The organism is bacterium (assembly GCA_035281585.1).
In the GTDB taxonomy this organism is placed as follows: domain Bacteria; phylum UBA10199; class UBA10199; order DSSB01; family DSSB01; genus DATEDP01.
The window spans coordinates 26,356-52,517 of record DATEDP010000133.1 but is presented as its reverse complement, the minus strand read 5'-3'; the positions used below and the strand labels follow the sequence as shown (position 1 = coordinate 52,517).

The following is a 26,162-nucleotide window of genomic DNA, read 5'->3' as shown; positions in this document are numbered from 1 at the left end:
TTTCTCAAACGGCAGAGAGAAGCCAAAAATCTCTCGATTCGGGAAGTCGCTAAGGCAATGCATTATGCGGCGCATGGAGCCTACGCCCAATACGAAGCTGGCCGATCCATGCCGGGAATCGAGTTCATCGATCGATTTGTGAAGACAGTCAATCCGGAGTCAGGTCTATGTCTGACAATGGTTAGACGTTAAGTGGAAGTATGAAACATCACTTAAAAACAGAACACGCCGGTTCCAAAAAAGGCCGCGGTGCCTACTGGGGTCCGCGACAAGATGCCAAGCAACTCAGCCGAAAGCGGAGGCGCTTCAACGATAGGCTAACTGATCAGAGATTAGTCGAGCTTGGACTCGAGTCTCAAAAAACACGCAGTAAGCAAAAGTCCCTGAGGCTAGCAAATAAATCTGTACAAAAAGTGGAGGTGGCGGGAATCGAACCCGCGTCCGAAGATCTTTGATGAGTGCTTCTACAGGCTTAGTCGGTGGATTTAATTTTCGCTCGAGTCGCTCCCGCCGACAGGATCTTCTCTCGCTAGCTTAAGAATTATTTCGCCCGCATCGTCCTAAACACCGATGCGAACTAGCCCGAGAAATGACGTCCTTGCCCCGCTTACGGGCGCCACGGGAAGAACGGCTTAGCTAAGCGGGTTAGGCCGCTAAGGCGAGGGGGGCAACGCTCTTGCGAGCGAAGTCCACCTTGATCACATTGCTGTTGGCAATTGTGGTTTTGCTTGGTTTTGACAGGGTCTAAGCTCCCTGGCCTGCCACAAACACCGCCGAGTCCCCGTCGAGACCATGTCACCCCCGAAAGAGATCGCGCTGCTGGGCGCCGATTTTAAAAGAACTACATCTTGCTCAAGCTCTTCTTCACCCGCTTCAATTCGCGGTCGCTCTCGCGCTGCTTGATCGTGTCGCGCTTGTCATGGGCCTTCTTGCCTTTGCCCAAGCCCAGCTCGACCTTCACCTTACCACCTTTTAAATATAAGGTCAGCGGAAGCAGGGTCAAGCCCTTCTCCTGGATTTTCCCCAGCAGCCGGTCCAGCTCCTGCCGGTGCAGCAGCAGCTTCCGCAGGCGGGTCGGCTCGTGGTTGAACTGGTTGGCCGCCTTGTAATGGGCAATATGCAGGTTGGCCAGCCACAGCTCGTTGCGCTGGAAATGGGCGTAGGCGTCGGCCAAATTGCCCCCGCCCTCGCGCAGCGATTTCACCTCGCTGCCGACCAAGGCGATGCCGGCCTCGAGCTTCTCCAAAATCTCGTAGTTGAAACGGGCTTTGCGGTTTTCGGCCAGGGGCTTGCTCATCGCGTCCTCGGCTCTAACGCCCGGCTGACGCGACTGTCAATCAACGGCTGCCGAAAGCGGTGGGGCTGAAACGGACGATGTCGGCGCTGGCCGCGTCGTAGACCACGAACTCGCGGGTGGCCTTATCCCAATGGATGGAATTGACGACGATCGGGCCGAGATTGGCGAATTTGGCCTGGGCCGGGCTCAGCGCGACTTGGCCCTCCTCGGACACGGTGAAGGGCACCAAAACCGCCTGAGCCCCCTGCTCGCCCGAATCGAGGAAGAAGAGCTTGGCATCATAAACCGCCATCGCCACCGGCATGGTGGTGATCCCGCCCAAGGTGATCGGCGCCGCCACGACGTTCCGCTCGCCCTCGACGTTGACCTTGATGGTCACGATGCGGTTCTGCTCGGGATCGAGCACCGCCACCACCACCCGCTCGACGGTCATCGAGAGAATTTGAAAATTCTTGAGCCGGCCGGGCTGGCGATAGACCTCGGCATCCCACTCATCGACGTTGGTGAAGCCGGTCGACCGCAGGTAGACATTGTACTCGCCGGTGCCCTCGTTCAAGCCGACGCCGCCGGAAATGCTGCGGGTGACCTGGCCGTGCTCGGCATCGGGCTGGGTGGCCTCGGCCCGGCCGAAGGAATCGGCGCTGGTGAAAGCCAAGCTTTCCGGCGTGTCCTGGCAAGTCGCGGCGTAATCCTTGCTGACGTCATAACGCGAGGGCTGACCCTTGGGCACGTCGACTCGGAGGTCCAAGGAATACATCGCCGGCTCCATCGATCGGATGTTGCCGGGGAAATAAATTTGGGCGGCAACCGTCATCGAGTCCTTGGGAATCATGTAAATCGTGTTCTTCAGCGCCACCACGATGAAGGCCTGCTTGTTGATGTCGCCGGAGTAGAGCGCGGTCAAATCTTCCTGCTGGCCGGGGATCTGGAACAAGTCGACCGGCTCACCCGAGCCGACTTTCTTCTTGATGACCAGGAATTTTCCGGCCGGCGCTTGGTAAGCCGTCGGCCCCGCCGTCGCCACCATCAAACCGACGCAGGTCGAGGCGACCGCCGGCGGTATGGCCAAGACCGGCGCGCTCGAGGTCGGCTCGGCGTGGGCGGTGCCGAAAAACAGATCGGTCCAAGACCAGCTTTTCTTGGCCGGAGCCCGGCCCAGAATGATGCTGCCGTCGGGATCGACCGAAAGGCTCTTGATCGTGCCGGTTCCGCCGCTGACCGATCCGCCCTCGACCGGCACCGTCAAAACCAGCTCGGGCCCGGCGCAGCTATTGTCGGGAGCGGCCACGCAGAGGCCGACTTTCTCGCCGGCCGCGGCCACCACCGAGCACTCGCCGGCTTGGCCGAAGGCCCCGGTTTGATTGGCATCGCAGAAATCGGTGTTGCCGACCAAGGCATGGGCCGAGGGGATGATGTAGTCGGTCCAGCTTTTCTGAATCGCCGAGAAGCGCGAATAGACCGTCAGCTTGATCTTGGCATTGGCCGGCGCCGCGCCGTCGGAGCCCCGGCATTCGACCCGCGGGCCCGAGACGTTGTCGCAGACGATGAGATTCTTATTGAGGGTGCCGGGGCTGGGCAAGGAGACCGGACCGGCCGCGTAATTCCCACCCGAATCCAGGGCGCCGCCGACCGGGCCCGAACCGCCCATCGGACCGCCGCCGCCGGTGCAGGCGAGCAAGGTCGCCAGCAAAGCCAGCTTCTTCACCATTTTGAACCCGCCTGCCATGAGCCCCGCCTCAACTGTCCTCGAGTGTGATCTCCTCGAGCGAGATAAGATTGTGAACCGGCTTCAAAGTCCGCACTTGCCCGTGGTTGCCGCCGTAAATCCAGGTCCCGTCCCGGGTCGCGGTGTCGACCCGCAAGAAGGCCGGCGCTTCCCGCCCAATCTCGCTGATCGCGGTGCTGTCCGGGTAGGTCCGCATGTTGGGCGTGAGACCGTAGGGAATCGTCACCAGCTTGGTGCCGCCCTCGGTGAAATCGATGAAACCGATCTCACGAAATTGCTGATCGACTTCCAAAAGCTGCGGACTTTGCACCGCGTAGGGCGCCGAGCTGACGGACAGCGCTCCGAGGTTGGTTTGATAAGTCGTGTCAACCGGGCCCGAGCCGTAAAGATAGATCAAGCCCAGAGTGGAATACGGATGGCGGATGAGGGTCAACATCTTCTCGGCGTTCTGCAGAACCGCCACGATCACCGCCGTGTCCTTGGCGTCAAGGATTCGAACCTCCATCGGCGAGGCCGAGCGCAGCAACGTCGTCGGAAGCTGGGCGAAGCTGGTTCCACCCGCGACATAGGCGCCCACTAGGACCCGGTACTCGGCGACTCCTTCGTTCTCGAAATAGCCGACCAGGGCGAAATCCCGGCCCTGGCTGTGGGAGGAGGTCACCTGCTTCAGTCCCCTCAAGTCTTCGTCCAAATCATAGCAGCCGACTTCTTGGGGATTGCCGCGATTCCGCAAGTCGAGAAAGAAGAGCGGACGCTCGGGCGAGGCGACCAAAACCGAGAAATGCTCGCCTTGGGGAAGAATGGCGGTCACATTCCCCGGAAAGTTATAGCGCCGCAGCACCACCGGGTTGCTGCCGGTCTTGACGAGATAAATCGACCGCCGGACCGCCACCAGCAGGAGAGAGTCCAGGGTCGAAGGGTCGGCGGTCGGAACGATGGCCGTGATATCGCTCTGATTGCATGCCTCGAAGCTGACCTCGATCTTGGGCAAGGAGTCGGGAACCTGGCTGTAGAGGTGGCACTTCGGAGCCTCGGGAGCGACGACCTCGGGCTCGGCCACAAGCCCGCGGCATTCGGAGGTGACCACCGGCGGGGCGTCGGCGGCATGAGCCTCGCCGACGATCCAGTTCAGCAGGCGAGAGTGCCAGCTCTTGCCTTGAGAATCGATGACCAATCGCTTACCGGTGCCCTGAATGGCCTCAACGCCGACGTTCTCCGGCGGGATCACCACGTAGCGGGTGGCGTAACAGCCGCCGTAAAGGACCGGGCAAATCTCCACGGTCTCGCCGGGAACTCCGTTCCGAGAAACCGTCCAAGAGCCCTCGCCGTCCGCGACCACTTCGAAGCTGTCGCGGGGATTGACCGCGGCCGCCGCGTAGACGCGAAACTCGATCTTGGTGTTGGCCGGAACCGACTTGGGGCGGCCCGAGCAATTGAACTCAGGGCCCGGCAGATTGACGCAGGAAATCTGGGCCCACTCGACGGGATTGAGCGGCGCATTGGCTGAAGACGGCAAAGAAACCGGGCCGGCCGCGTAATTGCCGCCGCCGACCGGACCGCCGGGTCCGCCGCCACCGCCATCGAGCGCCGCGCCGGGGCCGCCGGCGCCACCGGTGCAAGCGGCGACCAACAGAGCCAAAGCCCAAGCGGATCGCCGGAAGCCTTCTTTCCAATGGATCATGAAGCGGGTCCCTTTCCCAGAACGAACTAAAGCCAGCTTAGCAGCCTGAGAACGAGAAAATAAACCTTCAAAGGTTTGAAAAAATCTTTTTAAATTATAGAATTTTGATAGTCGCCGGCCGAGCCAAAAATGTATAATTTTTGGAAAATTGGGTCGGGAATGCGATTTAACCCCCGAATATTGCATTGAAATCTAGCTGTGTGCCCAGCAGCCCCTCGGATTTCTTTAATATTTATCGGTCCTAAAAACTCGGGAGTTGCCTCATGGAGACCATCGATCGGGAATATCAAATTTTGCGCGCCCTGGGCCAAGGTTTGGCCGGCGAGGTTTACCTCGTCCAGAAGGGCAAGCAAAGGCTGGCGCTGAAGCTGCTCAAGCAAGCCATCGGCGGCATGAGCCCCGAGGAAGCGGCCGCCCACTTCAAGGCCGAGTTCTCGATCCTCAAGCAGCTCTCCCATCCCCACATCGCCAAGATCCTCGACTTCGGCCAGGACTCGGCCACCGGCCGGCACTATTACACCAGCGAGTTCGTCGAAGGCGGCGACATCTTCGCCGGCACTCGCCAAGCCGACCCCGAGCGGATCGAAGAGCTTTTCCTCCAAGCCCTGCGAGCTCTCGAGTACTTGCACAGCCGCCGCATCCCCCACTTCGATCTCAAGCCCGAGAACCTGCTCCTTCATCAAGGCCAAGCGGTGAAGCTCATCGACTTCGGCATGGCCGGCTTCAAGCCCCGCGGCCAATTGGCCGGCACGCCGGCCTACATGGCGCCGGAGATCGTCCTCGGCCACCGGCCCGACACCCGGGCCGACCTCTACAGCCTGGGCCTCACCTTCTACGAGTGCGCCACCGGCTCCAACCCCTTCGCCGCCAAGGGCTTGGCCGAGATGCTGCGCCGCCAGGAAAAATTGATCCCGCCGCCGGCCCGCCAATCGAATCCCAAGATCTCGGAGGCCTTTTCCGAAACCCTGGCGGCCCTGATGAAGAAGAATCCCTCGGAGCGCCCGGCCACCGCCGGCCAAGCCCTCCGGCTCTTCGCCCAGCTCTCGGGGAAAAAGGTCTCGCTCGAAACCGCCGAGACCTCGCTTTCTTACCTGCCCAACGAGACCAAGCTGATCGGGCGGCGCTCCGCGATGGCCGCTTATCAAAAACTTTTCGACGAGGCCTTCCGCGTGGGCGGCGAGGCCAAGGGCCGGCTGCTCGCGATCAGCGGCCCGACCGGCGTCGGCAAGAGCCGCCTCCTCAAGGAGATCCGCTTCCAGAGCCAATTGGCGGGCATCCGCACCCTAAGCCCCCAGGAGCGGGAAATCCCGGAGCTGGGCGAGCCGACCTGCCTGATCTACGACGACCTGGAACCGGAGCTGATCCGCCGGTTGGGCTTGAGCCTTTACCATCAGCGCTTCCCGGTCTTGCTGGTCGCCGCCGGCGAGCAAGCGGTCGAGGATGTGGAAGGCGCCAGCCTCGTCAAGCTCGAGCCCTTCAGCCGCGAGGAGATCCGCGACTACCTCTCGGCCTTGACCGGCTTCGCCGATCCGCCCGCCGCCTTGGTCGAAGAGCTGGAGCGGCGCAGCGCCGGCTCGCCCCGTTTCCTCACCGAGCTGCTCGAGGAATTGATCCGCCGCGGCGCCCTCTTCGACGAGCAAGGCCGCTGGAGCGCCGACACTCTCGAAGACCTCGGCATCGACTTCAGCTCGGCCCAGGCCTCGGCCAATCTCGAGGAGGCCCTGGCCAAGGAGCTCGCCAAGCTCGACCAGCCGGCCCGCGAGCTTTTGGAATGGATCGCGCTGAGCCCCGAGCCGGTGAGCGCCGAGCTCTTGCAAGCGGCTTCGAAGGCGGACGACCTGCACTACTGGATGCTGGAGCTGCTCAACCTCGGCTATCTCCAGCGCGACGAGGCCGCCCAGGCCTACCGGATCGCCAACCCTTTCTTGCAAAGCCATCTGCAGAAGGCGCTGAGTCCCGGAAAATCCGCCGCGGCCCACGCCGCTTGGGCAGCGGCTCTGGCGTCCCGCGAGGGCAAGATCGGCGAGCGGCTCTACCACTTGGGCCGGGCCGGCGCCGGCCGCGAGTCGCGCGAGGCCCTGGTCGAATTGGCCCGCCGCTTGGAGAAGAAAGGCGACTTCCAGAAAGCGCTGGAAAATCTCGAGCTGGCCGAGGGCTTGGCCACGGACGACGTCGAGGCCGCCATCCACATCCGGCTCAAGATCGGCGAGGAGCTGATCGGCTTGGGCAAATTGAACGAGGCCTTGGCCCACTTCGACGAAACCCGGGAGCGGCTCAAGAAGCTCTCCAACAGCGAGATCAATGTCCGGCTGAAAGTTTCCACCTTGGAACATCTCGGCGCGGCTTATATCCGGGCCAACTCGCTGGAGAAAGCCAAGGCCAGCTTCCACGCCGGCCTTACCCTGATGGAAGAATTTCCCGGGGCCGAGCCCCAGAAGAAAGTCATCTTCGAGAATTACCTCGGGCGGATCCAATACCAAGAGGGCCGCTTGCCCGAGGCCGAGGAGACCTTCAAGCAGGCTCACGCGCAATGGCTCGACCTGCCCGAGGAGCAACGCCGCCGCGTCATCAACAACGATTTGGGCGAGGTCTTGATGGCCCTGGGCAGGCACGAGGAGGCCCGCGATTTCCTGCTCAAGCAGCTCGAGCTCTTCCGTGAAATCCAAAACGAGCCGCTCCAGGTCAAAGCTTTTTACAACTTGGCCGAGACCGAGGCAGCCCTCGATCGCCAGGACACCGCCATCGATTATTTCAAGCGAGCCATCGACCTGGCCAAGTCGCAGAAGAACTTCGACATGCTGCTCCGGGCCTACAACGGCATCGGCCGGATCTATCACTTGCGGCAGGATTTCGAAAACAGCCGCAAGTATTACGACCGGGCCCTGACCATCGCCCAGAAGCTGCAGGATTTTCAAAGCCAGGCCGGCATCGAGACCAACCTCGGCATCGTCCTGGCCAGCCTCGACCGCTTGAGCGAGGCCACGCCCCACTTGAAGGTCGCGGTCCGGCTGGCCGAGTCGCTGGGCAAAGGCCTCTACGAGCAGTACTTCCTGGCCTCGGCCAAGCTGGAGCTGGGCGACGTCCTGCGGCGGCAGAAGGAATTCGAGGCGGCCCAGGGCCTGGTCCGCGAAGCCGAGGCCATCGCCGAGAGCCAAGAGGCCCTGGCTCCCCTGCTCTTCCCGGTGAAAGTGACGCTGGCCCGGCTCCACCTCGACCGCGATCGCCGAGCCGAGGCCGAGGAGATCATCCAGGCCTTGAAGAAAAGAGAGCTCAGCTCCAACGAGCAGATCGAGATCACCAAGCTCGAGAACATGCTGGCCGCCGGTCCCGGCGCCGGCAGCCGCGAGCCGGCCGCCACCGCCGCCAATTTCGAATACACCCGCGAGTCCCAGCGCTCGGCGCTCTTCAATCCGCTGGCCGATTCGGACTACGCCAAGCTCCTCCAGCTCACCCGCTTCATCAATGCCGAAACCAACCTCGACTTCGTCTTGAAGAGCGTCCTCCAGTATGCGCTGGAATTGAGCGGCGCCGAGCGCGGCTTGATCCTCCTGCTCGACGAGCGCGAGCGGCTCGAGGTCCGGGCCTCGATCAACACCGCGGTCAACGCCAACTTGACCGAGATCTCCTCCAAGGTCGCCGAGCAGGCCCTGCAGAGCGGCGAGATCGTCGAGAGCGACGACGCCAGCCAGGACGGCCGCTTCAACGAGTACCAATCGGTGATGATCCTGAAGCTGCGCTCGATCCTCTGCCTGCCGATCCATTCCCGCAACAAGACCGTCGGCGTGCTCTACCTCGACCACCGCTATCGGCCCGGCGCCTTCGACAAGACCCGTCTCCCGATCCTCCAGGCCTTCTGCGACCAGGCCGGCCTGGCCATCGAGAACGCCAAGCTCTTCGAGGCCTACGAGAAGGCCCAGGCCGCGCTCAAGGCCCGGCTCGAGCAAGCCGAGGCCGAGGCCGAGCACTACCACGAGCTGCTCGGCGAGGGCGCCGGCAAGCTCCCGACCCGCTATGCCTACGAGAACATCGTCGCCAAGGGCAAGGCGATGTACGAGGTCTTCAAGCTGCTCGACAAGATCACCGAAACCAATATCTCGGTGTTCATCAACGGCGAGACCGGGACCGGCAAGGAGCTGATCGCCAAGGCCCTGCACTACAACAACAAGCAGCGGGCCCAAGCCCGCTTCGTCGCGATCAACTGCGGCGGCATCCCGCCCAACCTGATCGAGAGCGAGCTCTTCGGCTACAAGGCCGGCGCCTTCACCGGCGCCAGCAAGGACAAGAAGGGCCTCTTCGCCGAGGCCGACGGCGGGACGATTTTTTTGGATGAAGTCGCCGAGCTCGAGATGGGCCTGCAGGTGAAGTTGCTCCGGGCCTTGCAGGAAGGCGAGATCATTCCGGTCGGCGATTCCAAGCCGGTGAAGTTCGACGCCCGGGTGATCAGCGCCAGCCACAAGAACCTCGAAAGCCTGATCGAGCAGGGCCTGTTCCGCGAGGACCTCTATTACCGGGTCTGCCAAATCCGAATCCCGCTGCCGCCGCTTCGCGAGCGCAAGGAGGACGTTCCGGCCCTGGCCGAGCGTTTCGTGGCGAATTACGCCAAGGAGCACGGCCAAAAGAAGCCGCCCAAGATCAGCGGCGGCCTGCTCAAGCGGCTGCTCGACTACGATTGGCCGGGTAACATCCGGGAATTGGAAAACACGATCCGAGTCGCCTGCGCCTTGGCCGAAGGCGGCGAGCTGACACCCAAAGCCCTGCCCGAGCACTTCGGCAAGCGTCAGGGTCCGGCCTCGGCCGCGGTCGCCGCCCGGCCGATCTCGGCTGCATCGACCTCGACTTCTCGCAATGCCGAGGAAGTCGCGGAGACGGCCCGCATCGACGCCCACAACGCCTATGACAACCGCCGGACCTGGGAAGATTACGAAAAGGTGATCTTCGCCAAGGCCTACGCCGCCGCCGACTTCAAGCCGGCGGCCGCCGCCGCATCGCTCGACGTCTCGATGGCCACCTTCTACAAGCGGATCAAGGATTTCAGCTTGAACGAGAAGAGCAATCCCCTCTTCAAGGACGGCTTCCTCTTGAGCCAAGGCAAGACCTTGAAGGACTACCTCGAAAACATCTTCTGGGCCGCCTATCAAGCCTCGGGCGAAAAGGCCTACACCGCCATCAAGTGGCTCGATGTCTCGCAGGGGCATTTCTACAATGTGTTGAAGAGGGCGAAGGCGAATCGGTCATTGTAGGGCGACCCTTGCGGTCGCCCCGTCTACCCGACAGTGTCTGTGCATGCGGGCGGGGGCAAGCCCCGCCCCTACTTCGCCCGGCGAACCACCAGCATCGTCCCGGGGACGATCTTGGGGCTCTTCATGCCGTTGAGCTTGAGCAGCTCGGCGGTGGTGGTGTCGTGGCGCTTGGCGATGGTGGTGAGGTTGTCGCCGCGCTTCACCTTGTAGCGGATGGTCTTGGCCGGCTTGGCCGCGGCGACTCGGGTCGAAGTCGGGCTCTTGGCCGGGGCGGCCGGCGCTTGGACGACGATCTTGCTCCCGCTTTGGAGGCCGTGGGCCAGCTTCCGGCCGTTCCATTGCTTCAACTGCTCGACGCTCACGCCGTGAGCCTGGGCCACTTCGGAAAGAGTGTCGCCGCGCTTCACGGTATAGATCGAAGGCTTGGCCTTGGGCGCCGCCGGCGCCCGCTTGGCCGCGACCGGAGCCGCCGCTTCGGCCGGGGCCTCGGCCGCCGCCGGGGCGCTGCCGCCGGCCGGATCGCCGACCGCCGGCTCATCGCGGTTCACGCCCAGCGAATCCACCGCCTGCTGCAATTGGTTTTCGGATGGGCCGGCGCCATCGGGCCGATCGTTGAAGGCCATCGGGGTGCCGCGGTTGACGTCGGTCTTCTCGGCCGGAGCGCCGGTCATCGGGCTCAAATCGGAGGAGCCGGTGGAAGCGCTGCGGGCGGTTTCGACTTCGGCCGGCTTGGCGAAGGGATCGCCCTCGACCGCTAAATCGTCGCTCTTGGGGCCGCTGGGTTGGGCCGGCGGAGCCGCAACCGGCAAGGGCTCGCGGGCCGCGATCTGGACCTCTTCCTTCGGCTTCTTCTTGTCCTTCTTATCCTTGTCTTTCTTGTTCTTGCCCTTCGGCAAATCGCTGTCCGCCCGGGCCACGTTGATGCCGAACTCCCGGCTGGCGGCTCGGGCCGCCGCGTCGTCGCGCATCGAATCGCTCTTGGAAACTCCACCCCGAGGAATGGTCAGGCGGGAGCCGGAATCGACCTCGTAGCGGGCGACGGTGAAGCTCCGCTTCTGCCACTTGAACTTGCCGCGCTTGCCGTAGACCTTGACCTTCTCGGTCTTCTTGATGTGGCGGACCTCGACGTCGCCGGGATTGGCCTTGGCGATCTGGGCCTCGGAAACGCCGAAACGGTCGGCGATCTCGCCCAAGGAGTCGCCGCCGCGGACGACGTACTCGATGGCCCGCATCCGCTGGGAGGGGCTGAGCGAGGCGTATTTGCGCATGAAGCGGTCGCGGGTGCCGCGGGGAATTTTAAGCGCGTAGCCCTGGATGTGGGGCGGCGTCATGTCTTGGAGCAGCTCGGAGTTGAGCAGCCGGATCAGGTCGGGATCGACGCCGGCGCACTCGGCGGCGACCTCGAGGTCGGTGGCCGAGCTCATCTTGACCTTCTCGTAGTCGATCGGGACCTGATACTCGACCTCGCGGAAACCGTAGCGCGACGGGTTCTTGCTGATCATCGCGGCGGCGATGATCTTGGGCACGTAGTCCTTGGTCTCTTGGCGGAGGTAATTGCCTTCGACCATGTCCCAGAAATTGGTGCCGTGGCGGTTGATCGCGTTGCGGACCTTGCCGGCGCCGGCGTTGTAGGCGGCGAAGGCCAGGTACCAATGGCCGAATTCGTCGTAGAGGTCCTTCAGGTGCTGGGCGGCGGCGTGGGTCGACTTCTCGATGTCGCGCCGCTCGTCGACGTAATAATCGACGTTGAGCCCGTACATCGCGCCGGTCGACTTGATGAACTGCCAGGGACCGACCGCCGAGGCCCAGCTGGCGGCCCGGGTATTGAATCCGCTCTCGATCATGCTGAGGTAGACGATGTCGCTAGGCACGCCGTACTTCTTGAGCACCGAATGCATGTAAGGAATGAAGCGGCCGGAGCGGGCCAGGTAGCGAGCGAAATGGCCGCGGCCCCTGCCGGTGAAATAGTCGATCCACTTTTGGACGTACCGATTGTCGGTCATCGGGATGTCGTAGCTGCCGCTGGCGATGCTGTGCTTCCCGTAGTGGACGCCGGTTCCGCTGCGATGGCCGAGCGAGTCGTAGATGACGTCTTCGAGGCTGGCGTCCTCGTCCTCGGTGACGGCCTGGCCGCGGCGGGAGTTGTTGCCTTCGACGGCGATGTCCGAATACTTTTTGGCTTTATGGTGCGAGGACTTGGCTTGCTTGGGCGAGGATCCGCAGGCGCCGATCAGAAACACGAGGAGCAGGATAGGTAAAGCTAAACGTCGCATCGGGCCTTTCAAAGCAAATGCCCCGCGGCGGCGAAAAGACCGCCGCTTTGAAGATATGGATGTTACCCAAAATGGTCTGTTTTATAGGAAGGGCCTGGTCCAAGGCCGCTTTCCCGCTTAACGCCCAAGATGAAAAAAGATTTTCAGCTCGATCGAATTTTATATACGCCCATTAAAAATCGAGTGTCAAACCCTTTGGACCTACGGCGGATTTTTTCAAATCCGTATTTTTTATTATCCATATTTTGAGGGTGGTGTTGTGAAAAAAATCGGCTTCGAAACAAAATTTTGTACGAGAACCGGCGATCGAAGCGGCTATCGAATTTTTTTCCAATTATTTTAAGAGCTTAAAAAGCAAATGGACCGCGGCTCGTCCCCAGCCCACCGCTGGCGAAAAATTTTTCAAATTCCAAGCCCGCAATATTTCGTCGCTTTTGTCGGAGGGCGAAATTCGGCAAAACGATTTTTTTGACAGACCACAATATCTTGTGGTGTTTAAGGGGGGCCACCACAATAGACTGTGTATAAACCTGTGAAAAGTTTGTGGATAGCTCGATGGAGGAACGAGGGATGCGGCTGTCGGCGGTAAAAAAAGACCTTTCGGGACGTAGCCCTTCTTCCTCCGCGGCGCCGGCCTTCGACCGCCAGCGCTTGGTGCAGGAGCTCCTCTCGCTGGGCAATGCCCGGATCGACCAAGCCGTCGCCGAGAGCATCAGCGAGCAAGTCGAGGCCGAGCTCAAGCGCCGCAACGTCCCCAGCGTCTCGCCCGAATTGGTCAGCGAGCTGGTTCAATTCAAGCTCGAGGAGCTGGGCCTGATCGAGATCCGCCGCCGGCGCTCCCGCCGGACCCCGCTGGTCGACCCCGAGATCACCGTCACTCCCCATCCCCAGCCCGAGTATTCCGACGCGACTCCGACCCTGACCGCCGGCTCGCCCCTGGTCGGCTCCCTGGCCCAAAAGATCGAGAAGGCCGAGCTCAAGACCTTGGAGAAATTTTTGGCTCCGACCGAGGCGGCCCGCTCGAACCGGCCCACCGCGCCGCTGCCGCCCAAGGCCAACCTCAAAATTTCGAACCGCAGCCTGCAGAAACTGGTCGCCACGATCGAGGGCCCGATGGGCCGCGAGGCTGAAGCCGTCGCCACCGCCCGGCTCGAAGCGGTCTTCGAGGACGTGGCCAAGCTGGCCGCCGGCGTTCAAGCCGAGGTCGAGTCGATTCCGGCCGCGACCTTGGCGGTCCAGTTTTTCAACTCGCTGGCCAACCAAGAGTTCTACCCCCACCATCCCCTGCTCTTGGATTTTCTGGGACCTCGTTCCGAAGCCGCCGACTCGCCGGTCGAGATCGCTCTGGTCGAGGAGACCTCGCTGCGAGCGGCCGCGCTGCGCCAAGCCGCCAAGGCCTGGAAGGACGGCCAGGAAGTTTGCTTCGTCCTGCCCCAAGGCCAAACGGTGGGCTGGACCGGCGAGGATTTCGAGCGCTTCCTCGACAAGGCCGAGAAGACCATCCTCGAGCTGCCCGAAGGCAGCGAGATGCCGCGGCGGGTCGCCTTCCGCCTCCGCCTCGACGATCCCCGGGCCCTCGACTTCGCCCGCCGGGCCCTGCCCGGGAAGTACTATCCGAAATTCGCCTTCGATTGGCTTTTGCCCGAGGAAGCTTCCTTCGGCGATTCGACCGCCGAGCTTCTCGACGAAGTTTTAAAAGTGACCTGGAAGAAAAGCGAGCCGAGCCTGGTCTTTTCCGCCAAGGCCTGTGGTGCCCCCGATCTCTCCCGCCTCGGATTTCCGGAGGCCGCCCGTCCCGGCGGCGCTCCCGCGCTAAGCCCCCCCGGAGAAGCCCCGCTCGGCTCGCTTAATTTATCGATCATCGGTTCCGGCGGCGACGTCGATTGGGCCAAGCTGCGGCGGATGACCCGCAGCGCGGTCCGCTTCCTCGATGGCCTGGCCGCCGGGCCCCGAGCCATCGGCCTCGGAGCCATGGGTTTCGCCGAGCTACTGGCCAAGCTCGGCATCCCTTACGACAGCGAAGCCGCCGTCGATCTGGCCGAGAAAATCGCCCGCTTTATGAAACAGGAAGCCGGCCTGGCCGTCCAAGCGATGGCCGAGGAATCGGGCCGGCCCTTGAGCTACTCGGCTCTCTTGAACTTCCAAGCCGAACCCCGGCTGGCCGAGCTGGCCGAGGTCAGCCCCGGCTTTCAACCGCTCGATCGCCTGATCGAAGACGGCAAAGTCACGCCGCTGGTCCGGCAGATCGCCGAACGGCGCAAGGTTTGGAGCCCTCAGGTCGAGTCCGAGCTGCTGCATTGGGGAAGCCTGCGGCGCTCGCCTTCGGCGCCCAAGCCGCTGCGCCGGCTCTTCGCCAGCCAACAAGAGATCGACGCCGAATGGGTCTTGCGGGTGAAGGGCGCCTTGGAGCGGCACAGCGACGCCTACGCTTGGACTTCGCCGGCGCTCGACGAGGAGATCGACCTCCAAGAGCTGAAAGCCCGCTTGGCCCAACTGCGGGTCTACGGCCTCCGCGCCTTCCGCCTTTCGCAAAATCCCGATTTCGAAATTCTCGAAGAGGTCGAAGCTCCGACCCTCGAGGCCGAGCCGGAAGCCGAAACCGCGGTCGAACCGCTGGAGCTGGAGACAGCTCCGCGAGCCGACGAGGCCATCGCCGCCGAAGCCGTCGCGGCTTCGCTGGCCTTGACTTTGGAGGAGTTGGCGGCTGAAGCGGGCTCCGAGCTTGACGCCGACGCTCTACCTCCCCCTGACCCCCTCCTGACAAAGGAGGGGGAAGAAGAAGAGGAGGAGAAAACCGAGCTATTGATCGACTTGATCGCCGAGCCCGAGGCGCCGGCCCTGCCGGCCGATTCGCTGGCCGCGGCCATCTTGGGCATCGGCGAGACGCCGGCGCCCCAGCCCAGCATCCGGCCGCGGGAACGGCCCGAGGTGCTGCAAGCCAACACCCGGATCATCCAGACCGGCTGCGGACCGCTCCACGTCAGCTTTGCCCGCGACGCCCAGGGCCCCTACGAGGTCCGAGCCCAGCTCGGCCAGCCCGGCACCTGTGCCCACACTCAGACCGAGGCGATCTCGCGCTTGATCAGCCTGGCCTTGAGCAGCGGCATCGACCAGCGGCTGGTCTATGAGCAGATCCGCGGCATGCGCTGCGAGACCAGCACCTACGACCGCGGCGAGCGCATCCTCGGCTGCGTCGACGGCATCGCCAAGGTCTTCGAGCGCGAATCCAACCTCGGCGTCGAGGAGCCGACCTTCTCCGGCTTCGAGGACGAGGAAGAAATCACCGCCGTCACCCGGCGCGAAGATTTGATCTGAACGATTTGGACCTGGAAGAGGAAAGGGGGAATCCCGATGGGGGTTCCCTCTTTCTATTTTGACAACAAATGCTCGGCCCCGGCGATCAAAAAGGATGCTCCAATTTCTCTTACCGATCGTCGGCCTAGGCGCGATCTTCCTTTCCGGCTGCTCGAATGAGAAGCCCGATGCCCAGAAACCTGAACATGATTCCAAGCCTAAGCGTCCGCGCGTCGGCGACGAGGTCAAAGCTTTGCCGTTGCAGGCTCACAAGCTGGGCGACTATTTCGTCAGCGACGAAAATGGCGACAAACAGTTGGATTCCGGCGACCTGATTTTCCGAAAAAATGCGGCCAAACGTTCCTACTCGGTCCTCGACCAGAATTCGGCCGAGATTCGGGCATTCATGAAAGGCTTGGGCCACTGCCCGGAAAGGCCCTTGCGCTTCGACGGCGGCGTCTACGCCTATCTGGAGGTTACCGAATTGCCGAACGTCAAGCTCACGGCCTTCGTCGCTGAATCAGCCCCTTCTTTGCTGATTTCTGAATACGAAATAGCCAAGGAATATGCTCGAGCGAACAATCTTGAGTTCTCCGGGAGGTCCCACCTCTACTATATCCAACAGGGCCTCCAAACAGACTATTTGGATTTCCAATGTCCTGCTTTCCCTTCCTTCAAGGCTTATCTTCGATGGGGCTGCCCGCCTCGATTGGACGAAGAGCTGGAAAATTGCCGCACGATCGCCGCCGGTTTGAAGACTTATGCCGAAATCGACAAATCTTCCGATATCACCAGGATGGAAGCGTGGGCGCTTTACCTCAAGGAGAAGCAAGCGGAGCTCAAGATCCCGAATCGCTGCGGATCGCTTTTCGGTTGGTGACCCGCAAAGCTCGAGCCGTTAAGAAGCGGTCGAAGCCTTGCCTGCCGATGGCAAGGTGAAGCAAAAGCGCGAGCCCTTCCCCGGAACGCTTCGGGCCGTGATGGTCCCGCCGTGGCGCTCCACGATCTTGCGGCAGACCGCCAGGCCGATGCCGCTGCCCTCGAAGGCCGAATGGGGGTTGAGCCGGGTGAAGGGCTTGAAGATCTGCTCGGCGTACTTCTCCTCGAAACCGATCCCGTTGTCCTCGACCTCGATCTCGCAAAATCTCCCCTCCAGAACCCGGCCCGAAACCTTGACCAGGGGAGCGACCCCGGGCCGGCGAAACTTCAAGGAATTGGCGATGAGGTTCTGAAACAGACGGCGGACCTGGAAGGGGTCGGCCGAGACGTCGGGCGCGGCCGCGACCTCGAGGCGACCGCCGCTCTCGTTCAAGCGGTATTCGAGGTCGGCCGCGAGCTCGGCCAGGAAAGGCTTCAGCTCGATCCGCTCCATCGGGCCCTTGCGCAAGCCGATCCGCGAATACTCCAAGAGATCGTCGATGAGCCGTTGCATCCGCAAGGCCGACCTTTGCATGCGGAGCAGGAGATCGCCGCCCTTTTCCTCGAGCTCGGCGGTCTTCATGCCGTTCAATCGGTCGACAAAGGCGATGATCGAATGGAGCGGCTCCTGCAGGTCGTGGGAGGCGACGTAGGCGAAACTCTCCAGCTCCTGGTTCGACCGCTCGAGCTCCTGGGTTTTTTCATGCAGGGCCGCCTCGGCCCGATGCCGGGCGGCGGCGGTGTAGGCCAGCGAGACCATATCGGCCACCGAAGTGGCGAATTCCTGATCCTCCGGCGACCATTCGCGCTTCTCGCCGACGTGCTCGTGACAGAGGATGCCGACGACTTTTCCTTCCAGGCGGACCGGCACGTCCATCATCGAGGAGATGCCTTGGGGCTTGAGATAGCCTTCGGCAAACTCCGAGGTCCGCGGGTCGTTGACGGCGTCCTCGGCCGGCAGGATCCGGCTTTCCTCGAGGGCCTGGAAATATCTGGGATAATCCTTGGCGTAGAGGACGGTTCCGCGCAGGTGTTGGTCTTCCTGGAGCAGGTACAATTCCTCGCAGACGATCGCGCTGCGCTCGGGGTTGAAGAGCCAGATGCCGACCCGCTGGACCTCCAGGCTGTGGGCATCCAATTCGGTGATCTTGGTGAGGGAGCGGCCCAAATCGCGCCAGTCGGATTTGGCGAGGTCTAAAAGGACGGGTTGATAGCGTAAGGTCTTGGCCATTCCTTACTCCGATGCAAGGCATTCTAGACGATGGGAGCTCCTTCGCCCAGTGTTTCGGGAATCCCCAGCGGCCTAGCCACTTGGGGGTCCCGGACTTTCCAAATCCAGCCGTCATAGATGAAATGAAGGAAGCTGCTCCCGACGATGTACCACTGCAAGGTGCCCTTGGAGATGAGGCGCCAGGGCAGGAAGAACAGTCCCATCGCCACCAGGAAGATCCCGAAGCTCAAGGCCTGGCGGCTCACCGCCTTGGCCATCCAGGAGGAGCCGGGCGCCCGGGCCCGGTATTTCCGGCCGGCGAAGATGTAGACGAAGGCCAGGTACTCGATCGCGTGGGAGAAGCCGAAGACCGCGTAGCCGACTAGGAAATCATAGAGGAAGGCGGCGTAGAGGGCGAGAATGCTCAGCAGGAAGAGGTTCTTGGGCCAATGGAAGCGCCCGCGGGCCGACCATTCGGCCTTGAGATAAAGCAAGGTCACGGCCAGCGCGAGCGCCAGGGCCAGCCAAGCGACGTAAGGCAGGAAGGGAAAGACCGGCTGCAGAAGATTCTTGAGAATTCGGCCGGCTGAGCTGAGCTTGGCCGCCCGCCGCTCGATCGCCGGCGAAGCGGCGCAGGCGAAGAAGAGGAAGGCGAACCAGGAAAAGACCATCGCCTTGTCGAGGCGGGCGCTGCCGTAGCCGGCCTTGCGCGAGTAGATCCGGAGGATCCCCATCTTCTGCATCAGGGTGTGATAGATCGTCCAGGCCACGCTGACGAAAACCAAGGCGGTGAAGAGCGGCCGGATCGGCTTGGCTGGGGTCGGCTCGATGTAGAGCAAGGTCGCCGCCGTCAGCAGGAGAAAGAAAATCGGCAGCCCGATGTAGGCGCCGCGGCGCCGGGAAAATTGCTCGGGATCGGCGTAAACCAGCGGCAGCGTCAAATGGCGATGGGAAAAGTTAACGAACAAGACGAAGACCAGCAGGATCGGCCAAACCGTGCCCTTCATCCCGGCCTTCTCGGCCCAGACGTAGGCCAGAAAAACCGGAATCCAGCCGAAGCCGAAAAAGGTCAAGTCGATCGCCGGCGAGCCGATCCAATCGCGCGAGGGTATGGCGGCCTTAGCATCCAATTTCGAAATACCTCTCCAAGGCTGGACCGAGACCGACCCGAACCTTGGCCAGCAATTCGCTTCGGTCCCGGGCCTTTTCGAGATGGCCCAAGACTCCCCAGATCGGAACCCGGCTCCGCTCGGCCAAGAGCTCGACGTTGTGACGGGCCGAGGCGTCCATTTCCTTGGCGACGCCATTGAAGACCAAGCCGGCGACCTCGAGGCCCCGCCGCTCCAAGGCTTCCAAGGTGAGCAGCGAATGGTTCACCGTGCCCAGGGCCATCCGGGCCACGACCAAGACCGGCAGCTTCATGGCGGCGATCAAGTCGGAGACCTCCCGGTTTGGAGCCAAGGGCACCCGCAAACCGCCGGCCCCCTCCACCAAAACCCAGCGATGCAAGAGCTCGAGCCGGTGGAAATTCTCCAGGATCCGGTCGAAGGAAATCTCCACCCCTTCGAGCCGGGCGGCCAGGCCCGGGGCCAAGGGCGGCTCGAAGGCGTAAGTGTTGATCAAATCCAAATCGTCGGCCAGCGGGATCGTCTTTTTCAAGAAGACCGAATCGCTCTCCGGCGAGCCCGAAAGGCAGCCGCTCTCCACCGGCTTCATCGCCGCGACGTCGAGGCCCCGCTCCTTGAGGTAGGCCGCGATCCCGGCGGTGACCAGGGTCTTGCCGACGCCGGTGTCGGTGCCGGTGATGAAGAGGCCGGCCATCTAAAATCCCTCCAGCGCCCGGAGCAATCGGACCAAATCCGCGGGCTCGTGGAAGGCGCTCAGCGTGACCCGGAGCCGGGCGCTGCCCTCGGCCACGGTGGGCGGGCGGATCGCGCTGACCCAGAGGCCTTGTTCGAACAAAGCTCGGCTCGCTTGCAGGGCTTTTTCGGAGCTTCCGACGATGATCGGCAGGATCGGCGATTCCAGCGGGCGGCCCGCCGCTTGGACCTGCTCGATGTTTCGCCACAGGCCTTGGCGGAGCTCGGGCTTGGCGCCGACCAAGCGCAAAGCTTCCAAGGCCGCCTCGGCCAAGGCCGGCGGAAGCGCCGTCGTGTAGATGAAGGGGCGAGCTCGATTGACGAGATAATCGATCAAGACCCGCGGCCCGGCGACGTAGGCGCCGAAGCAGCCCAGGGCCTTGCCCACGGTGCCCATCTGAATGACGCGATCTTTGCCGCGTGGATCGCGGCGAAAAGCTTCGAAGCAGCCGGCGCCGCTCGGGCCGAAGATCCCGGTGGCGTGAGCCTCGTCGAGATAAAGCCAGGCGTCGAGCTCGGCCGCCAAGGCGAGCAGGCCGTCGAGCGGCGCCCGGTCGCCGTCCATCGAGAAGACCGTTTCGGCGGCGATGAGAAACTGACCGTTTTTACCCTGGGCCCGGGCTCGGACCATCTTCTCGCGCAAATCGTTCAAATCGTTATGGCGATAGAGCAAACGTTCCGCTTTGGAAAGGCGGAGGCCGTCGATCATCGAGGCGTGGTTCAGCTCGTCGGAGAAAACCAGGTCGCCTTCGCCGAGCAGGCAGCTCAAGGCCCCCAAGTTGGCGTGATAGCCGGAATTGAAGAGCAAGGCGGCCTCGGTTCCCTTGAACTCGGCCAAGGCCCGTTCCAAATCGTGAAAGGGCTTCAGCGAGCCATTGACCAAGCGGGAGGCGCCGGAACCGGTGCCCCAGCGCTCGATGCCGCGGGCGAAGGCGGCCTTCAGCTCCGGCGAAGCAGCCAAGCCTAAATAATCGTTGGAGGAGAAATTGAGGTATTCGCGTCCGCCTTGGCGCAGGATGCGGCCTTGGGGACTCGCGACTTCGCGGAGACCGCGCAGCCGGCCTTCCGACTCCAGCTCAGCCAGCTTGTTTTGGAGTCTCTGCAAGCTCACGGGCGGCCTTTCCCTTGCGATGGGGGCTGACCGGAACCAGGCCCAAATCGCGGATCAGTTGGAGGTCCTGCTCGGGGCTGCGGCCTTGGGTGGTGAGATAGTTGCCGAGCATGGTGCCGCTGGCGCCGGCGTCGAACATCAGCTCTTGGAATTCCTTCATGTTGACCTCGCGGCCGCCGCAGACGAAGAGCTCCTTGTCGGGCATGGCCAGGCGAAGGACCGCGATGATCTTCAGGCAATCGAGCGGCGTCAGGTCGTGCTTGTCGGCCAGCGGGGTGCCCGGCCGCGGATTCAAGAAATTGATCGGGATCGAATCGGGATCGATGTCCTTCAGCTGGAAAATGAACTCGACCCGCTGCTCCAGGCTTTCGCCCATGCCGAAGATGCCGCCGCAGCAAACTTGGAAACCCAGCTCCTTGGCGTGCTTGACGGTGGCGACCTCGTCTTCCCAGCTGTGGCTGGTGACGATATTGGGAAAGTAGCTCTTCGCCGTCTCGATGTTGTGATGGTAGTTGATCATCCCGGCTTCTTTGAGGCGGAGGAGATCTTCACGGCTCATCAGGCCCAAGGAAGCGCAGGTCTCGACCTGGGTCTGCTGGCGGATCTGGGTGATGGCATCGACCATCGTGTCGAGCTCCTTCGCCTTGGTCATCCCGCGGCCGCTGGTCACGATGGAGAATTCGGTGGCGCCGTAGCCCTCGGCTTCCTTGGCCGCCGCCAGGATCTTCTCGGCACTCATCAGCGGGTAGACCGGCGCCTGGGCTCCTTTGTAGGAATTGGATTGGGCGCAAAAGCTGCAGCTCTCGACGCAGGCCCCGCTCTTGGCGTTGACGATCGAGCAGAAGCTGATCTCGTTGGCGAAATGGGCCTCGCGGAGGGCCTTGGCCTTCGGCATGACGGTCGCGAAAAATTCGGCCTCCTCCATCGCCATAATGCGGCGGGCCTCTTCGACATCGATGCCTTTCGATTGGGATTCCATGAAAAACCTCGGTGGCTTTACTAAAACAGGCCGGGGGCCTCTGGCAACGGCTTTCCGCCCTCTGGTTTGACAAGGCCCGGAAAATCCCCTAGCTTGCCTAACCCCGCAAGGCTGGACTTGCTCCAGCCGCGCAGCAAATTCAGAGAATTTGCGGAGTAAAAATGTCCCGCAAGGCTAAAATCGTTAGAAACACCAAGGAAACCCAGATCACGGTCGAGCTCAACGTCGACGGCTCCGGGAAGTACAAGGTCGACACCCCGATCCCCTTCCTCAACCACATGATGGAAGCCTTCGCCAAGCACGGGCTCTTCGACCTGACGCTGAAGGCCAAGGGCGACGTCCATGTCGACCTCCACCACACCGTCGAGGACGTCGGCATCGCCTTGGGCGAGGCCTTCAAGAAGGCGATCGGCGACAAGAAAGGCATGAAGCGCTACGGCCACTTCACCCTGCCGATGGACGAGGTTTTGACCACGGCGGCGGTGGACTTCGCCGGCCGGCCCTGCCTGATCTACCAGTCCAAGCTCAAGACCGGGCGGATCGGGACCTTCGACGTCGAGCTGGTTCCCGAGTGGTTCCAGGGCTTTACCAACGCGGCTCTGATCAACCTCCACGTTCAGGTCTGGTACGGGCGCAACCGCCATCATATCGTCGAGTCGATGTTCAAGGCCCTGGCCAAGGCGGTCGACATGGCGACCCAGCTCGATCCCCGAGTCAAGGGCGTGCCCTCGACCAAGGGCACCTTGTAAGAGAATCCAATGATCGCGATCATCGACTACGACATGGGCAACCTTCGCAGCGTCTCGAAGGCCGTCGAGCACGTCGGCGGCAAGGCCAAGATCACCCGCGACCCCAAGGCCCTGACCAAGGCCGACAAGGTCATCCTGCCGGGCGTCGGCGCCTTCCGCGACTGCATCGGCAATCTGAAGGAATATGGTTTGGCCGAGCCGGTGAAGGAGTTCATCGCTTCGGGCCGGCCCTTTCTCGGCATCTGCGTCGGCATGCAGCTTCTGGCCGATGAAAGCGAAGAAGGCGGGCGCTATGAAGGCCTCGGCGTCATCCCCGGCAAAGTGCGCCGCTTTCCGGCCGATTCCGGCTTGAAGGTGCCGCACATGGGTTGGAACCAGCTCAAGCTGAAGGGTTCGCCGACCTTGCTGAAGGGTTTGGACGAGGAATTCGTCTACTTCGTTCACAGCTATTACGTCGAGCCGGCCAAACCCAAGGGCCTGGTGGCGGCGACCTCGGACTACGGCCAAACTTTCGCGGCCGCGCTGGAGAAGGACAATATTTTCGCCACCCAATTCCACCCCGAGAAGTCCCAAAAAGTGGGGCTCAAGATTCTGGAGCGCTTCGTCAAGCTATGATCGTTTTCCCGGCCATCGATTTGAAAGACGGCAAGGCCGTGCGGCTGCGCCAAGGCGACTATGACCAAGTCACGGCTTATTCCGACGATCCGCTCTCGCTGGTCCGTCAATTCAAGGACGAGGGCGCGGAATGGATCCACGTCGTCGACCTCGACGCCGCCAAGGCCGGAAGGCCGGTCCACTTGGAATTGATCGCTCGGATGGCCCGCGAAGCCGGTCCGCTCCATCTGCAAGTCGGCGGCGGGATCCGGACGGTCGAGGCCGCCGACGCCTACTTCGCCGAGAACGTCTCGCGAGTCGTGGTCGGCACCAAGGCGGTCCAAGATCCGGGATTCTTAAAGGAGTTGGGTGAGGCTCATCCCAAGCGACTCGCTCTAGGCCTCGACACCAAGGCCGGCAAGATCGCGGTCCAGGGCTGGACCGAGACGACCGGCTTGAGCGTCGCCGATTACCTTAAAAGCGCGCCGCTCGAGGGCGTCCACTCGCTGATCTTCACCGACATCGCTCGCGACGGGATGCTGACCGGCCCCAACCTCGAAGCCTTGAAAGAGGTGCTGAAAGTCACCGAGCTGCCGGTCATCGCCTCCGGCGGCATTTCCTCGCTCGAGGACATCCGTTCTTTGGTCGAGCTGGAGGATTGTAAGCTGCTCGGTGTGATCACCGGCAAGGCGATTTACGAGAACAAATTCTCGTTGAAAGACGCGATCAACATCGCGAAGAGCTGATATGCTGACCAAACGCATCATCCCCTGCCTCGACGTCAAGGACGGCCGAGTCGTCAAGGGAACCCAATTCTTGAACCTCGTCGACGCCGGCGATCCGGTCGCGGTGGCCGAGGAGTACGAGCGCCAAGGCGCCGACGAGCTGACCTTCCTCGACATCACCGCCAGCCATGAGCGGCGCAAGATCATCCTCGACGTCGTCGAGCGCACCGCCGACCATTGCTTCATGCCGGTCACCGTCGGCGGCGGCATCCGCGAGCTTCAGGACATCCGCAACCTGCTCAACGCCGGCGCCGACAAGGTCTCGATCAACACCGCGGCGGTCCAGGACCCCGAATTCGTCCGCCGGGCCGCCGACAAGTTCGGCAGCCAGTGCATCGTCGTCGCGGTCGACGCCAAGCGGGCCCTCCAAGGCTGGGAAGTCTTCATCCACGGCGGCCGAACCCCGACCGGCCTCGACGCCCCGCTCTGGTGCCATAAGATGGAAAAATTCGGCGCCGGCGAGATCCTGCTCACCAGCATGGACCGCGACGGCACCAAGGCCGGCTACGACATCGCCCTGCTCAAGGCCGTGGCCGAGCAAGTGACGGTGCCGGTGATCGCTTCCGGCGGCGTCGGGACGATGGAGGACATCTACCAAGGTTTGACCGAGGGCCGGGCCGACGCCGCCCTCGCCGCCTCGATCTTCCACTTCAAGGAGCTGACGGTCCAAGGCGTGAAAGACTATTTGAAAGAGAAAGGCGTGCCGGTTAGGGATTGAACAGGAAGTGAAGCCATGAACTACGACAAAATCATCGACCAACTCAAATTCGACGACAAGGGCCTGATTGCGACCATCCTCCAAGATCACGAGAACGGCGAAATCCTCATGTTCGCCTTCATGAACCGGGAATCGCTCAAGGCCACCCTCGAAACCAAGCTCGCGACTTACTGGTCGCGCTCCCGCCAGAAGCTCTGGGTCAAGGGCGAGTCCAGCGGCCACACCCAGGAGGTGAAAGAGATCTACTTCGACTGCGACAAGGACGCCCTGCTGATCAAGATCAAGCAGAACGTCGCCGCTTGCCACACCGGCTATCGCAGCTGCTTCTTCAACAAGATCGAGGGCGACCAGGTGAAGGAAGTCGGTGAGAAATTGTTCGAGGAAGAAAAGGTGTATAAGAAGTAATTCCCCCCTTTGAAAAAGGGGGGCCAGGGGGGATTTAAAAGCCGCCGCACAAGCGAAGCATCGGCTGCTGCATTTCAATCCACCGCTTCAAATCTCCCTCGATCCCCCTTTTTCAAAGGGGGAGGAAAGAAGGCGCCAGATGGATTCCTGCATCTTCTGCAAGATCGCCAAGAAAGAGATCCCGGTCACCCCCCTCTTCGAAAATGAAAGGGTCCTGGCCTTCGCCGACCTCCATCCCCAGGCTCCGATCCACCTCCTGATCATTCCCAAGGCCCACTATTCCAACCTGAATGAGATCCCCGAGGGCGAGCTCCAGGTGGTCGAGGAAATGCACCGGGCGGCCCGCCACCTGGCCGCCGAAAAGGGCATTCAGGAACGGGGCTACCGCCTGGCCATGAACGTCAATCCCGAGGGCGGCCAGACCGTCTTCCACGTCCACCTACACCTGCTGGGAGGCCGCCAAATGGGCGGTTCCCTGGTCGGCTAATGAGGGCTTGACTTAGGTCTCCACCCCCCATATACCCTCCGCCTCTTGGCCGCTTTCTCCGGCTTGCCAGCCCCGGGGGAAATGAGCTATAAAGGTCTGAATCTAAAAGGAAATTCGAGGTCTTCATGCCCGGCATTCAAATTCGTGAAGGGGAATCTTTCGAAGCTGCCATGCGGCGCTTCAAGAAGCAGTGCGAGAAGGCGGGAATTCTTTCCGAAGTCCGCAAGCGCGAACACTACGAGAAGCCCAGCATCAAGAAGAAACGCAAGGCCGTCGCCGCCCGCAAACGGGCCGTCAAGAAGCAGTACCGCGATTAAAGTACGAAAATTTTGCCAGCATCGTGACCCCGGAGCGATCCGGGCGTCGCGTATTTCATCATCACCATGCCGCTCTATCAGGACATTGAAAATCAGTTGAAGGAAGCGATGAAGGCCCGGGAGCAGGACCGCCTGATGTTCCTCCGCAACATCAAGTCGGTCCTGAAGAACAAGGCCATCGACGCCCGCCGCGATTTGAGCGACGACGAGGTGATCCAAGCCCTCTCGACCCTGGCCAAGCAGCGCCGGGAATCGATCGAAGCCTTCAAGAGCGGCGGCCGCCAGGATCTGGTCGACAAGGAATTGGCCGAGCTCAAGGTGATCGAAGAATTTTTGCCGCAGCAGCTCTCGGCGGAGGAGCTCGAAAAGCTCGTCCGCGAGGCCATCGCCGAAACCGGCGCCCAGGGCGCCAAGGACATGGGCAAGGTGATGAAAGCGCTCATGCCCAAGACGACGGGGCGCACCGATGGCAAGGCGCTGAGCGAGAAGGTGAAGAATTTACTAGCTGGATAGCGCTAA

At 62.2% G+C, this 26,162-nt stretch carries 21 protein-coding genes and 1 other RNA gene; 12 read left to right on the top strand and 10 right to left on the bottom strand.

Annotation, left to right across the window (positions count from 1 at the left end; genetic code table 11):
• Positions 1-192, top strand: a 192-nt coding sequence (locus VJR29_11870; GenBank protein ID HKY64104.1) for a helix-turn-helix transcriptional regulator, incomplete at its 5' end; no start/stop codon positions are given.
• A 219-nt stretch (positions 193-411) separates the two neighbouring features.
• Here VJR29_11870 and ssrA read toward each other — a convergent pair.
• From ssrA to VJR29_11850, 4 genes are all read right to left on the bottom strand, one after another.
• Positions 412-803: a transfer-messenger RNA gene (gene ssrA, locus VJR29_11865) on the bottom strand.
• Between the two features lie 38 nt (positions 804-841).
• Complete coding sequence (gene smpB, locus VJR29_11860) at positions 842-1,297, bottom strand: SsrA-binding protein SmpB (GenBank protein ID HKY64103.1); 456 nt, start codon at positions 1,295-1,297, stop codon at positions 842-844.
• A 40-nt stretch (positions 1,298-1,337) separates the two neighbouring features.
• On the bottom strand, positions 1,338-3,023 hold the full coding sequence (locus VJR29_11855; GenBank protein ID HKY64102.1) for a hypothetical protein: 1,686 nt from the start codon (positions 3,021-3,023) through the stop codon (positions 1,338-1,340).
• Positions 3,024-3,033: 10 nt separating this feature from the next.
• Positions 3,034-4,704: a hypothetical protein gene (locus VJR29_11850; GenBank protein HKY64101.1), complete on the bottom strand. Its 1,671-nt coding sequence runs from the start codon at positions 4,702-4,704 to the stop codon at positions 3,034-3,036.
• Positions 4,705-4,967: 263 nt separating this feature from the next.
• Here VJR29_11850 and VJR29_11845 point away from each other — a divergent pair, with 263 nt between their 5' ends.
• Complete coding sequence (locus VJR29_11845) at positions 4,968-9,944, top strand: sigma 54-interacting transcriptional regulator (GenBank protein HKY64100.1); 4,977 nt, start codon at positions 4,968-4,970, stop codon at positions 9,942-9,944.
• Positions 9,945-10,012: 68 nt separating this feature from the next.
• Here VJR29_11845 and VJR29_11840 read toward each other — a convergent pair whose 3' ends face one another.
• The gene (locus tag VJR29_11840; GenBank protein HKY64099.1) at positions 10,013-12,217 is read right to left on the bottom strand and encodes a LysM peptidoglycan-binding domain-containing protein; all 2,205 of its coding nucleotides are present in this window, start codon (positions 12,215-12,217) and stop codon (positions 10,013-10,015) included.
• A gap of 555 nt (positions 12,218-12,772) precedes the next feature.
• Between VJR29_11840 and VJR29_11835 the strand changes: the two genes are divergently transcribed.
• Together VJR29_11835 and VJR29_11830 are read left to right on the top strand one after the other, a co-directional pair.
• Entirely contained in the window at positions 12,773-15,532 is a 2,760-nt protein-coding gene (locus tag VJR29_11835; GenBank protein ID HKY64098.1) for a hypothetical protein, read from the top strand.
• 94 nt (positions 15,533-15,626) lie between these two features.
• Complete coding sequence (locus VJR29_11830) at positions 15,627-16,391, top strand: hypothetical protein (protein ID HKY64097.1); 765 nt, start codon at positions 15,627-15,629, stop codon at positions 16,389-16,391.
• Positions 16,392-16,409: 18 nt separating this feature from the next.
• Here VJR29_11830 and VJR29_11825 read toward each other — a convergent pair whose 3' ends face one another.
• The 5 genes from VJR29_11825 to bioB are packed head-to-tail and all read right to left on the bottom strand — an operon-like array spanning position 16,410 to position 21,588.
• Entirely contained in the window at positions 16,410-17,660 is a 1,251-nt protein-coding gene (locus VJR29_11825; protein HKY64096.1) for an ATP-binding protein, read from the bottom strand.
• A gap of 23 nt (positions 17,661-17,683) precedes the next feature.
• Positions 17,684-18,769: a hypothetical protein gene (locus VJR29_11820; GenBank protein HKY64095.1), complete on the bottom strand. Its 1,086-nt coding sequence runs from the start codon at positions 18,767-18,769 to the stop codon at positions 17,684-17,686.
• The gene (bioD, locus tag VJR29_11815) at positions 18,759-19,460 is read right to left on the bottom strand and encodes a dethiobiotin synthase (protein HKY64094.1); all 702 of its coding nucleotides are present in this window, start codon (positions 19,458-19,460) and stop codon (positions 18,759-18,761) included. The genes VJR29_11820 and bioD overlap by 11 nt, the downstream gene beginning before the upstream one ends.
• Positions 19,461-20,609: an 8-amino-7-oxononanoate synthase gene (gene bioF, locus VJR29_11810; protein ID HKY64093.1), complete on the bottom strand. Its 1,149-nt coding sequence runs from the start codon at positions 20,607-20,609 to the stop codon at positions 19,461-19,463.
• Positions 20,575-21,588: a biotin synthase BioB gene (gene bioB, locus VJR29_11805; GenBank protein HKY64092.1), complete on the bottom strand. Its 1,014-nt coding sequence runs from the start codon at positions 21,586-21,588 to the stop codon at positions 20,575-20,577. Before bioB ends, bioF begins: the two co-directional genes overlap by 35 nt.
• Positions 21,589-21,749: 161 nt before the next feature.
• Here bioB and hisB point away from each other — a divergent pair, with 161 nt between their 5' ends.
• The 8 genes from hisB (at position 21,750) to VJR29_11765 (ending at position 26,156) form a co-directional block, all read left to right on the top strand.
• Positions 21,750-22,337, top strand: coding sequence for an imidazoleglycerol-phosphate dehydratase HisB (gene hisB, locus VJR29_11800; GenBank protein ID HKY64091.1), 588 nt, complete (start codon positions 21,750-21,752; stop codon positions 22,335-22,337).
• Between the two features lie 9 nt (positions 22,338-22,346).
• A complete protein-coding gene (hisH, locus tag VJR29_11795; GenBank protein ID HKY64090.1) occupies positions 22,347-22,952 on the top strand; it encodes an imidazole glycerol phosphate synthase subunit HisH in 606 nt (201 codons plus the stop codon).
• A complete protein-coding gene (gene hisA / locus VJR29_11790; GenBank protein ID HKY64089.1) occupies positions 22,949-23,677 on the top strand; it encodes a 1-(5-phosphoribosyl)-5-[(5-phosphoribosylamino)methylideneamino]imidazole-4-carboxamide isomerase in 729 nt (242 codons plus the stop codon). The genes hisH and hisA overlap by 4 nt, the downstream gene beginning before the upstream one ends.
• A 1-nt stretch (position 23,678) precedes the next feature.
• Positions 23,679-24,434: an imidazole glycerol phosphate synthase subunit HisF gene (gene hisF / locus VJR29_11785; protein HKY64088.1), complete on the top strand. Its 756-nt coding sequence runs from the start codon at positions 23,679-23,681 to the stop codon at positions 24,432-24,434.
• A 15-nt stretch (positions 24,435-24,449) separates the two neighbouring features.
• Entirely contained in the window at positions 24,450-24,839 is a 390-nt protein-coding gene (hisI, locus tag VJR29_11780; GenBank protein ID HKY64087.1) for a phosphoribosyl-AMP cyclohydrolase, read from the top strand.
• A gap of 139 nt (positions 24,840-24,978) precedes the next feature.
• Positions 24,979-25,326, top strand: coding sequence for a histidine triad nucleotide-binding protein (locus VJR29_11775; GenBank protein HKY64086.1), 348 nt, complete (start codon positions 24,979-24,981; stop codon positions 25,324-25,326).
• 125 nt (positions 25,327-25,451) lie between these two features.
• Positions 25,452-25,643, top strand: coding sequence for a 30S ribosomal protein S21 (rpsU, locus tag VJR29_11770; protein HKY64085.1), 192 nt, complete (start codon positions 25,452-25,454; stop codon positions 25,641-25,643).
• 66 nt (positions 25,644-25,709) lie between these two features.
• A complete protein-coding gene (locus VJR29_11765; GenBank protein HKY64084.1) occupies positions 25,710-26,156 on the top strand; it encodes a GatB/YqeY domain-containing protein in 447 nt (148 codons plus the stop codon).
• Positions 26,157-26,162 lie beyond the last annotated feature (6 nt).